This window comes from Marivirga lumbricoides (genome assembly GCF_014636295.1).
In the GTDB taxonomy this organism is placed as follows: domain Bacteria; phylum Bacteroidota; class Bacteroidia; order Cytophagales; family Cyclobacteriaceae; genus Marivirga; species Marivirga lumbricoides.
Genome location: NZ_BMEC01000001.1, coordinates 258,839 through 270,204, shown reverse-complemented (window position 1 = coordinate 270,204; position 11,366 = coordinate 258,839). Strand labels below are relative to the sequence as shown.

Annotated in this window: 8 protein-coding genes; 4 read left to right on the top strand and 4 right to left on the bottom strand. The window is 39.3% G+C overall.

Annotated elements, in window-relative coordinates; all coding sequences use genetic code 11:
- Window positions 1–7: 7 nt before the first annotated feature.
- From IEV85_RS01170 to IEV85_RS01155, 4 genes are all read right to left on the bottom strand, one after another.
- Entirely contained in the window at window positions 8–1,165 is a 1,158-nt protein-coding gene (locus tag IEV85_RS01170; protein ID WP_188459968.1) for a cystathionine gamma-synthase, read from the bottom strand.
- A 23-nt stretch (window positions 1,166–1,188) separates the two neighbouring features.
- The gene (locus tag IEV85_RS01165; protein ID WP_188459967.1) at window positions 1,189–2,820 is read right to left on the bottom strand and encodes a mechanosensitive ion channel family protein; all 1,632 of its coding nucleotides are present in this window, start codon (window positions 2,818–2,820) and stop codon (window positions 1,189–1,191) included.
- 3 nt (window positions 2,821–2,823) lie between these two features.
- The gene (locus IEV85_RS01160) at window positions 2,824–5,562 is read right to left on the bottom strand and encodes a hypothetical protein (protein WP_188459966.1); all 2,739 of its coding nucleotides are present in this window, start codon (window positions 5,560–5,562) and stop codon (window positions 2,824–2,826) included.
- A gap of 84 nt (window positions 5,563–5,646) precedes the next feature.
- Entirely contained in the window at window positions 5,647–6,408 is a 762-nt protein-coding gene (locus IEV85_RS01155) for a DeoR/GlpR family DNA-binding transcription regulator (protein ID WP_188459965.1), read from the bottom strand.
- 124 nt (window positions 6,409–6,532) lie between these two features.
- Here IEV85_RS01155 and IEV85_RS01150 point away from each other — a divergent pair, with 124 nt between their 5' ends.
- The 4 genes from IEV85_RS01150 (at window position 6,533) to IEV85_RS01135 (ending at window position 11,273) form a co-directional block, all read left to right on the top strand.
- Window positions 6,533–8,092, top strand: a complete 1,560-nt coding sequence (locus IEV85_RS01150; RefSeq protein WP_188459964.1) for a glycerol-3-phosphate dehydrogenase/oxidase — start codon at window positions 6,533–6,535, stop codon at window positions 8,090–8,092.
- Window positions 8,093–8,124: 32 nt separating this feature from the next.
- Window positions 8,125–9,624 (top strand): glycerol kinase GlpK, encoded by a 1,500-nt coding sequence (gene glpK / locus IEV85_RS01145; protein WP_188459963.1) that lies wholly within the window; start codon window positions 8,125–8,127, stop codon window positions 9,622–9,624.
- A gap of 15 nt (window positions 9,625–9,639) precedes the next feature.
- A complete protein-coding gene (locus IEV85_RS01140; protein WP_188459962.1) occupies window positions 9,640–10,371 on the top strand; it encodes an MIP/aquaporin family protein in 732 nt (243 codons plus the stop codon).
- A gap of 74 nt (window positions 10,372–10,445) precedes the next feature.
- Window positions 10,446–11,273 carry an alpha/beta hydrolase gene (locus IEV85_RS01135; protein ID WP_188459961.1) on the top strand — a complete coding sequence of 276 codons (828 nt, stop codon included), beginning with the start codon at window positions 10,446–10,448 and terminating at the stop codon, window positions 11,271–11,273.
- Window positions 11,274–11,366: the final 93 nt, after the last annotated feature.

The window sequence follows — 11,366 nt, the reverse complement described above, 5'->3', positions numbered from 1 at the left end:
ATTTTAGTTATGCTAAGGCTTGCTTTAAATCTAGTATTAAATCTTCTACATCCTCTATGCCTACACTCAGGCGAATGAGAGAATCTGATAAACCCACTTTATCTCTTTCAGCTTTTGGAATGCTGGCATGGGTCATTGTTGCAGGGTGTCCACTTAGGGACTCTACCCCTCCAAGAGACTCAGCCAGGGTAAATAATTCAAATTTTTTCAAAACCTCAGTAGCTGCACCAGCAGTATTTTCTTTTAAAGAAAATGAAATCATTCCTCCATAGTCATGCATTTGCTGTGAAGCAATTTGATGGTTAGGATGTTCTTTAAAGCCCGGCCAGAATACCTTGTCAACTTTTGGATGAGTCTTTAAGAAATTGGCGATTGTAGAACCATTTTCACAGTGCCTTTGCATACGGATATGTAGGGTTTTAATTCCTCTTAACACTAAGAAGCAATCCTGCGGGCCGGGTACTGCTCCGCTTGCATTCTGGATAAAGCCAATTTTTTCAGCAAGGTCTTTATTACTGGTGGCCAAAGCTCCCATTACCACATCCGAGTGGCCTGCAATATATTTTGTAACGCTATGCATTACTACATCTGCACCTAAATTTAAAGGGTTTTGTAGATAGGGTGTAGAGAAAGTATTGTCTACACATAAAAGTACATTATGCGCTTTTGCTATTTTAGCGGCTCCACTGATGTCGATGATGTTCATCATTGGGTTAGTAGGTGTTTCTACCCAAATGAGTTTTGTTTTGTCCGTAATATGCTTTTCCAGCACTTCAATATCAGACATATTGATAAAGTGGAAGTGAATGCCAAAATCTTCAAAAATCCTGGTAAATATACGGTACGAGCCTCCATACAAATCGTTGGTGCTAATAACTTCATCACCAGGCTTCAGTGTTTTTAATATAGCGTCAATAGCTGCTAAACCTGAGCCAAAGCAGAATCCGTATTCAGCATTTTCCAGGGCAGCAATGCTTCTTTCCAATGCTTGCCTGGTCGGGTTCTGACTTCTGCTATACTCAAACCCTTTGTGAACTCCCGGTGCACTTTGCACATAAGTAGAGGTTTGATAAATAGGAGTCATAATGGCTCCTGTTGCAGGATCAGGCATTACTCCCGCATGAATTGCCTTAGTACCGAATCGGTGATCTTTTGACTGACTCATGATATGGTGTTTAAGTTTTAACTTTATTCAGATTTCTTATTCTGAAATGTTTCAAGTTTGCTTCTCATGGTTTGCTTATCCTCGTAATTCGGTGATAATGAAGGTTGACCTGGAAAGTTTTCCATGTGAAGTGTTTGCGTAGGAAACGCAAACTGAACGCCCAGGTTTTTAGCTAAACGCATTATACTTAATAAAATATTTTCTTTATGTTCAAGTTCCTCTCCCCAGGTGGGTACATCAAAAAAGATGTAGAACATAATGTCCAATGAGTAGGCAGACATGTTATTGAAATAGATATTGTAGTAGTCTTTTCTGGTATGCGGGTGTTCCTCAACAATTTTCTTCAAGCCTTCCACAAAAATCTCTATTAGGTGAGGGGGGGTGTCATAAGTGAGGGTAATATTGGTATAAAACCTTCTGTATTGTCTCATGCCATGGTTGTCCACTGACATATCCGCTAATTTACCATTGGGAACGGTTATTAATGAGTTTCTAAAAGTACGAATTCTGGTGGATCTGAAACCTACTTCCTCCACAGTGCCATCAATGTCTCCTGCAGTTATCCAGTCTCCAATTTGAAAAGGCTTGTCAAATAAAATCATTAATGAGCCGAAGAAATTTTTGATAGTGTCTTGCGCTGCCAGGGCAAAAGCCAAACCACCAATAGAAATACCTGCTAAAAGTGCTGTAATATCAAATCTTAGCTGGTCAAGAATGAAAAGGAAGCCAACTACGATGATGAAAATCTTTAAAACACGCTTTAGGATAGGCACAATCTGATCATCCATTGTGCTTTCCGTTCTTTCAGCTACTTTTAGCATGTATTCGCCCAAAATATCCACCAACTTATAGGCTACCACAGTACCAAACAAAGGAACAAGTGCATTCAGCAATAAAACAAGATAATGATTGGCTACAATAGGGAGTTGTAAAACGGGTACAAAAACAATAAGCAAGGCTACAATTATTGCCATGCTGAAAGGCCTGGCTACAGGAAGAATGTAATCATGGGCTACATGTTTATACCCCTTTTTATTAAGCAGACGGAAGATAACTACATCGAATATGAATGTTAAAATTTTATGAATTATAACACAAATCAGAATCAACAACAAGATGCTGATCAACTGCCAGGTATGTAGCCCCATAAATTTCTTTGAGCCTAATTTGGGCAGTATATTCATGAGTTTTGCAGTACCGAACGGATAAACCATTTTATGCAGTTCGGGGATTGCGCTTAAGGTTTTTTTGCTAAAGTACCATTTGCCCTCAAACTTCTCCAGAAATACTGTAGGTAGCTCAACAGGGGCTATATAATATCTCTCTTTTTGACTGAGTGTGTCTTCAAAATTATTTCGTTCCGGAACTTCATCCAGTTCTATGAGAACTCCTTTACCATCAATAACCTGTTTAAGCTGAACCGCCAGCTCTTTTTCATCTAATCCCTGAATATAGGCAGGGTGTAGCGTTTTAGCAGCGACAGCCGGCTTAAAATTGTCTTCCTGTAAATAGGTTAAAAACGTATTTAAAGTAGCCCTGGGAGATTGAAGGCTATAGGTAGCTGCTTCACCAGTATTAGAATTTTCCTGTGCCTTTGTGTCCGTTGTACAGAAAATGAAAAAAAGTGTTAGTAAGGATAAAGTGAATGATCGCATTATTTAATAATTAAACTTTAAGATGCTAAATGTATTTTCGTGACATTTATAAATATGGATGGAGTTCTCATTTCCATAATAAATCATAGCTATTTGGTTTCCACTTTCAATAGGTTGGTTGTTAATTAATGTACCATCCTTAGTGTAGATATAGGTGAAATCCTGTATTTTGTCTGTAATGATTATCAGCTCTTTTTCTGCTGCAAACTGATAATACTGAATTTCCATTTCCTCACGGCTCAAATAATCCTTATCAAAAAGCAGTTCACCATTAGGGTTTAAGAGACTCACGCGGTTAAGATCCTGCCTGGCCAGAAGATAAGATCTGCCGGTTGCATCAGGTATTATTTTAAAGATGGTTTCTTTGGTAGGCATATACATTTGATCTTTCTTATCTACCTTACCTGTAAAACTTAGTTTTACCAGTTCGCCACCATTTGTTAAGGTAACCAGGTAGCTTTTATCAAAACTATTGCCTACTTCAAAAAACAGATTGTCAGATAGCCTGTCTTCAATTTTAAAAGGAAAGTTAGGTTTCATTTCACCATTTCTACTCATTATATTAATGGTTCCATTTTCCTGTAATGCCACCATAAAATCCTTACTTCTGATCCTTATATGTTGAGGAATAGAAGCAATTTTGTCTCCCAGTTTCATAGGGTCCCAATCTCCGAGTAGCTTTCCATATTTATCGGTAAGGAATAGATCCCCCTGTTCCGTAGCGGTTATAAATCGGTAGTTTTTACTTTTGTCGTAATCAATTACATTAAAATACTGGGTATTATCTTCCCCACTGTGCTCAATAGGGTAGTTTTCTAATGCTATGCCATTTCTATCAAGCAGATACACTTTATTTTTTGTGGCAAATGCGTATTGTAGTTTGTCGTTTTTGTAAAAATCTATTTGAAAGATATCGCTTACCACTTTTCCCTCTAAAGGTTCCGTCCATAATACCTGTCCGCTATTACTAATTAAATGGAGGTTGTTGGCACTGTCCTGAACAATGGTTTCAAATAATCCCGAATCATGGTTTCTTACTACAAATGGTTTGCTGGTAATGGGAGCCGGAAGCACTACCTGCAGTACCTGGTCATAATACTCCATTTCAGAGGCAATTTCGTGTTCGTAATGATTTACCTCCAGGTTGGTATAGAATTTACTGCCCTCATTGCTAAACTGTAAAGCGATAAGCTCCAGATTTTTGAGTGGGTATTCATTTTGCTTAAAAAAGTCAGACCATTTATCATTAAGTGCAGGAAGCAACATAGGCCACGCTTGTACATTGTTAATGAAGACACTCAGGTTAGCTTCCTGTAGGGTAGATTCAATAAATTGGTTTTGTTTGATGGACTTACCCCAAGTGCTTTCCGTTTCAAGATCGAGCACAAGTGTTTTAATTGTCTGGATATTATTACTTAATACTATAAAATTGTTGAAAATAGTATAAAAAGTATTTTCAAAGCCCTTATAGTTAGGGCCTAACAACCAATAAGGGAATTCCTCAATTGCCAGTTCCCTTATTTCTTTGTCAGAATAAAATTCATAATAGAGCGTATCTGATTTAAATTTTGCAGCCTGCTCCGCCAGCTTGTTGAAGCTGTTTAATCCTTCATTTTCATCTTTTAATTTGATGTAAACCAATTTGTCGGATTCATTTTTTGAGGAGATATTATTGAGTACTGCTAAAGCATTTTCTCCACTCATAAAAGTATGAAACTCCCGGAAATCCACAGGATACTTTTCAGCAACTGCACGTTGTTCAGTGCTAAAATTTGCTTTTTTATTATTCCAGAACCTCAATACATTTTCGTACCATCTTGCAGGATCACTAAACCTTTCGTGTACTAAAAGAGCAGTTCTGGCAGGAAGAAGGTTTTCCATGCTGATATCTCCTCCTGTTTGGTTTTCATATATTTTCAGGTAAGCACTGGAATCGTTCAGGAAAGTGTAGCCGTTGAAATAAAGTTGATTTTGATCAAAAACGAAATCCAGAAAAGTAGAGCCGGAAAAGTTTTCAAGAATGCTTAGTAATTCGTTGCTGGCATCGCGGGTAAATATTTTAAAAAGCCAGTTGAGCCTGTTGAAGTTAACAAATATATTGCCTGCATCGTTTTGGAATTTGGCTATTTTAAAGCTCGATTGATTTTTCTCTCGAAAGCCGGGTTCATCTTTTCCCACTTTTCTGATCACATCTTCCACTAAAATAGGAGAGAAACTCCCTACAAAATTTCCTTTGAGGAAGAGGTAGCTGAACACCACCTGGTTTTCCTTGTTCTTCAGCTCGCTAATGATGAAATTGTCATATTTCCTTTCAGACTTTTTAAGTCCCTCTATATGCTTTTCTATGTTTTCTACCACTTCAATTTGCCCTGTAGTATTGAGCGTTTGATAGAACACAAAATCAAAATCATCTTTCGCTGTTAAATGCATTGATATCAGGAGCGGATTATTCTGAAACAATTCATCCAGCGCTCCATTTTGCCCGGTTAAGCTGTCTAGGCTTTCGAAATTATTTTTTAGCTCTTTAAAAGATTCAATGTTCAATAAATCTTTCCAGATGGGGTTTTCCTGAATGTCGTTCCAGCTAGCTACCAGGTTAGTATTTTCATACACCAGAAAAGCATTTTCAGGAACTAAGGACCAAACATCCAAAGATTTTTGCTTGCTCCAGTAATAGTAAATACCATATCCGCTGGCAAGAATAAAAACGAGAATGAAAATTATAATGACGGTTCTTTTCAAGGAAGTAGCTAATTTTTAGGATTCAAATGCAAATATAGAATTTATTCAAAGGCCAGTAGGCACAAATGTTATTAAAATCATCTTTTAAACCAAGATGACTTCAATTCCTTTTTCTTCCAAAGCATGTAGAAACTGCTCAGGCAGGTTTTTATTGGTAATAATTTGATCCACATCTTCCAACTCACAGATTTTTCCGAAGCCCTTTTTTCCAAACTTACTGGAATCAGCTAAAACAATGGTTTTTTGCACAGATTTTATCATTTTGGTATTTAAATGAGCTTCCATCATGTTGGAAGTGGTAAAGCCATGTTCCAGGCTTATGCCATCGGCACTTAAAAAAAGTTTGCTGCATGCAAAGCTTTCCATCATTTCTTCCGCATAATGGCCAACTACTGAAGAACTACTTTTTCTTACCACGCCACCTAGTTGAACTATTTCTACTTCAAGGGCATCAAGCAATGCCATGGTAACATTCATGGCTGAAGTAAGCACTGTGAGCCGTGCGTTTTTGGGGATAGCTTGAGCAAATGCACCTACGGTAGTGCCTGAGCCTATAATGATAGCATCCTGATCTTTAATTAGTTTGGCAGCTGCTTCTGCAATAAGTTTCTTTTCTTCCACATGGAAAAGCTGCTTTTCGTCTACCGGCTTATCGTTTACGTAGGGAGATGCCAGGGTGGCACTGCCGTGAGATCTGTAAAGTAGCCCTTTGTCTTCCAGTAACTTCAGGTCTTTACGGATAGTAACTTTTGTAACGTCAAGCTGAGTGCTTAATTCTGTAACCCCCACAAAACCAGCTTTATTAAGCTGCTCCAGAATGTATTTATGCCTTTCTGCTATAGTCATAGTTTTCAAAAATATAGGGTAAAGATAAGAAATAGAAGCAAAAGGAAATATTTTAAAGAAGAAAATTAAGTTTAAGCTTTCATTTTCTTTCTTTTTGTTTTATTTTTGAATCAAACGAAAGAAAATGAATAGAAAAGAAAATCTTAAGAAAGCAGGGGAGAAAGATGTTCTTTGGGATATAGCTGTAATTGGTGGAGGTTCGTCCGGATTGGGCGTGGCACTTGATGCGCTCTCTCGTGGGTTAAAGGTAGTACTTTTAGAGAAGGCTGATTTTGCAAAAGGTACCAGTAGCCGAAGTACAAAGTTGGTACATGGAGGGGTGAGGTATTTGGCTCAGGGTGATATCATGCTGGTGTTAGAGGCGCTGAAGGAGCGTGGGAGGTTGCTTAAAAATGCACCTCATCTGGCGCACGATCAGGCCTTTATTGTCCCTATCTATTCATTGTTTGATCGTTTGAAATACACAGTAGGCCTCAAGCTGTATGATTTAATGGCCGGAAAGTTGAGAATTGGCCGCTCTTCTTTTATATCAAAAGAGGAAACCATGAAGCGCTTACCTACTTTGAATAATAAAAACCTTAAAGGTGGGGTCGTTTATCACGATGGGCAATTTGATGATGCAAGGCTGGCTTTGAACGTGGCACAAACCTGCGATGAGATGGGGGGAGTAATGCTGAACTACATGAAAGTTACACATCTTAATAAAGATGAGAGCGGAAAGGTAAATGGCGTACATGTTACTGATCAACTCTCTACTAAGGCTTATGACATACAGGCAAAAATGGTGGTAAATGCCACGGGTGTATTTGCAGACAAAATCCTTAAAATGGATAATCCGGAGGCAAGAAAAATGATTCAGCCGAGCCAGGGCATTCACTTGGTATTAGACAAGTCATTTCTTTCTGATAAAGATGCACTCATGATCCCTGAAACGAGTGATGGCCGCGTATTATTTGCTGTTCCCTGGCATGATAAATTAGTAGTGGGGACGACTGATACGCTTAGGAAAAAGCCTAAACTGGAACCGGAGCCATTGGAAAGGGAAATAGATTTTATTTTAAAAACTGCTGCTGAGTATTTAACCAAAGCACCCACTCGTAAAGATGTGCTTTCCGTGTATGCCGGTTTGCGACCTTTGGCAGCACCGGAAGATGAAAACGAGAAGACCAAGGAAATTTCCAGAAGCCACAAAGTAATTGTTTCTGAAAGCAATTTAGTTACCTTAACCGGAGGTAAGTGGACCACCTTTAGAAGGATGGGAGAGGATACTGTTGTCTATTTCCCAAAAATTACCGGCATTTCTATCCCTAAAAGTAGCTCCACTTCTCAAAAAATACATGGCTCTGTCAGTAATCCGTCTACAGACTATCTGGGAGTATATGGAGCAGATCGTGAAAAAATTATTACATTACAAAAGGATAATCCGGTACTGAAAGAGAAGTTGCATCCTGATTATCCGTATACCAAAGCTGAAGTAGTGTTGGCCGTGAGAGATGAAATGGCGATGAAGATAGAAGATGTGCTGGCCAGACGTATCAGAATTCTCTTTCTTGATGCAAAGGCAGCAATGAAAATGGCTCCCGTGGTGACGGATATAATGGCAGCAGAGCTTGGCAAAAGTGAGGAATGGAAAGGAAAACAATTGGCCTCGTTTAATAAACTGGCTTTAAAGTATACAATATAGAAATAGTTTTAAGATAGCAAACTGTAAAAGATATGAGCAAACCCCAGTACATTTTAGCGCTTGATCAGGGAACCACCAGTTCACGAGCTATACTTTTTAACCAGAAAGCTGAAATTGTAGCGGTCGCACAAAAAGAATTTAAGCAATTTTTCCCTAAGTCTGGCTGGGTAGAGCATGATGCCAAAGAAATTTGGACCTCACAGGCTTCTGTAGCTACCGAAGCTATAACCAAAGCCAATATTATAGCTTCTCAAATTGCTGCAATCGGAATTACCAATCAGCGGGAAACCACCATTTTATGGGATAGGAATACAGGTGAACCTATTCATAAAGCCATTGTATGGCAGGATAGACGAACTTCAGCCTACTGCAACGAGCTAAAGAAGAAAGGTTTATCGGAAAAGATTAATGCCAAAACAGGATTAATCATAGATGCTTATTTTTCCGGAACTAAAATAAAATGGCTGCTGGATAATGTGAAAGGAGCGCGTGAGAAAGCCGAAAAAGGAGAAATCTGTTTCGGAACGGTAGATAGCTGGTTAATCTGGAAGCTTACGAGTGGGAAACATCATTTTACAGATATTACCAATGCCAGCCGTACTATGTTGTTCAATATTCATGATAAGAAATGGGATGAGGAACTACTGGAAATATTTGACATTCCGGCCTCTATTCTACCTGAGGTAAAACCCAGTAGCGAGCAATACTGCACTACTTCAGGAGATATTTTCTCTCAAAAAATTCCTATCGCTGGCATTGCAGGCGATCAGCAGGCAGCATTATTTGGTCAGTTGTGCACCCAGCCGGGAATGGCTAAAACCACTTATGGAACAGGTTGCTTTCTGGTGATGAACACAGGGAATAAACCTGTTCATTCTGAAAACAAATTGCTCACAACCATAGCCTGGCAGATTGGAGACGATGTGCAGTATGCTTTAGAGGGAAGTGTTTTTATTGGTGGTGCTGCTATCCAGTGGCTGCGCGATGGTTTGGAGTTATTCAGACATGCCAGTGAATCAGAAAAATTAGCTACTTCCATAGAAAGTAATGAAGGCGTATACTTTGTCCCTGCACTCACGGGATTGGGCGCTCCACATTGGGATCAGGATGCGAGAGGAGCTTTTTTCGGGCTTACAAGAGGCACAGGAAAAGCGCATATGGCACGGGCAGCTTTGGAAGCTATTGCTTTCCAGGTGAATGACGTGCTAAAAGCAATGGAAAAAGATGCGGGGAATAAAACTACTGAAATGAGGGTAGATGGAGGGGCTTCTGAAAACAATTTTCTTATGCAGTTTCAGTCGGACCTGGTGCGATGTACAATTAACAGACCTAAAATTACTGAAACCACTGCTCTGGGAGCCGCATTTTTAGCGGGTCTGGCTGTAGGTTACTGGCCTGATATGGAGGCATTGAAAGCATTATGGGAAATTGACCAAAGTTATGATCCTCAGGAAAATGAAGAAGAAGTGAATAATAATTTACATTTTTGGCATAAAGCAGTGAGCAGAAGTAAAGACTGGCTTGAATCATAAAACCATCAAAAATACATGAACTTTTTTGTAGCAGAATTTTTAGGCACTTTCCTGCTTATATTAATGGGGTCAGGAGTAGTTGCCAACGTAGTATTGCCCGGTACTAAAGGAACACAAAGCGGATGGATGGTAATTACAACTGCCTGGGCTTTTGGTGTTTTTATCGGGGTGGTGGTGGCTGGTCCTTATAGTGGAGCTCACATTAATCCGGCCGTAAGCCTTGCTTTAGCCATAACAGGTGATTTTGCCTGGGAATTATTATGGATCTACATTCCTGCACAAATATTGGGAGCAGCTTGTGGTGCTTTACTAGCTTATATTATCTATAAAGATCATTTTGCTAAAACTGATGACCCTGCACTTATTTTTGCGCCTTTTGCAACAGCTCCTGCCATCAGAAACAAAACTTCAAATTTTACTTCTGAAGTGGTAGGTACTTTTGTATTAATCATCGTAATTCTTTATTCAACACCTCCTGCATTGCTCAATGAAGCCAATACACCTATCGGATTGGGTTCTTTAGGGGCTTTACCCGTGGCTATTTTAGTTTGGGTAATTGGTTTATCGCTTGGGGGAACCACAGGGTATGCCATTAATCCGGCAAGGGATTTAGGCCCAAGAATAGTACATCAGTTGCTTCCTATCAAAGGAAAGGGAAGTAGTGATTGGTCCTACAGCTGGATTCCCATACTCGGCCCTGCTTTAGGAGCAGCATTGGCTGCGGGGGTTTATCTGCTTTTGGAATAGTATTTCGATAGCATTTGTAAGATTTTATATGCCAGATCATACTGTTTTTGCCTGTTATTCTTTAATATTACGGTATGCAATCAGAAGTTACCTCTTTCAAAACCTCGGACAACCTTAATCTTGAAATACTTAGCTTTTCAGCGATAGAAAATCCTGAAAAAGTACTACTAATCATTCATGGCCATGGGGATTATGCCGGCAGGTATGTGCATGTGGCAGAGCATTTCGCTACTAAGAATATAAATAGTGCCATACTTACTTTAAGAGGACATGGAAATTCAGAAGGTAAAAGAGGCCATGCGTCCTCAATGGAACAATTACTGTTGGATGTGGAATATTTCGTGCGGAAAGTAAGAAGAAATAATATTGACGCAAAGCTCTACCTGTATGGCCATAGCATGGGCGGCAATATTGTGCTGAATTACCTGCTGAAGGACCAATCCAATGAAATAGAGGGCGCTATTATCACCTCTCCGTGGATAAAGCTGGTGTTTCAGCCTGCGAAGTGGAAAGTAATGGCAGGGAATATTATGGCAGATATTATTCCTTCCTTTAGTGAAAGCAGCGGACTGGATGCAAGCGAAATTTCTACTTTGCCTGATGAAGTGAAGAAATACAAGGAAGATCAATTAATCCATGATAAAATCTCTGCCCGATTATTTAAAGTTATCACAAAAGGAGGGGAGACCATTCTTTCCAGGAGTGAAAAGTTTCATCATCCTGTTTTTATAGCGCACGGATTAGCTGATAAAATAACGGATGCCTTTGCCAGTAAAAAGTTGGCCGATAGTAATTCATTATTCTCGTGGCATGGTTACGAGGGCAATAAACATGAAATTCAGAATGATGTAGCCAAAGAGCAGCTATTGCAGGATATTGAAGAATGGCTGAAGGATAAGTAGAACTATTCTATCCCATTGAGGGGATTATAGGGGTGTTTTCTTCGTCTTTTAATAGAATACGGCTTTAGTTTTAACTCCAACCAGAGGCTGGCA

Excerpts from the sequence above, each read along its gene's own strand:
- glpK (WP_188459963.1), top strand. The coding sequence starts at position 8,125 with ATGAGCAAACCCCAGTACATTTTAGCGCTTGATCAGGGAACCACCAGT.
- IEV85_RS01135 (WP_188459961.1), top strand. The coding sequence starts at position 10,446 with ATGCAATCAGAAGTTACCTCTTTCAAAACCTCGGACAACCTTAATCTT.
- IEV85_RS01165 (WP_188459967.1), bottom strand. The coding sequence starts at position 2,820 with ATGCGATCATTCACTTTATCCTTACTAACACTTTTTTTCATTTTCTGT.
- IEV85_RS01170 (WP_188459968.1), bottom strand. The coding sequence starts at position 1,165 with ATGAGTCAGTCAAAAGATCACCGATTCGGTACTAAGGCAATTCATGCG.
- IEV85_RS01140 (WP_188459962.1), top strand. The coding sequence starts at position 9,640 with ATGAACTTTTTTGTAGCAGAATTTTTAGGCACTTTCCTGCTTATATTA.
- IEV85_RS01150 (WP_188459964.1), top strand. The coding sequence starts at position 6,533 with ATGAATAGAAAAGAAAATCTTAAGAAAGCAGGGGAGAAAGATGTTCTT.
- IEV85_RS01155 (WP_188459965.1), bottom strand. The coding sequence starts at position 6,408 with ATGACTATAGCAGAAAGGCATAAATACATTCTGGAGCAGCTTAATAAA.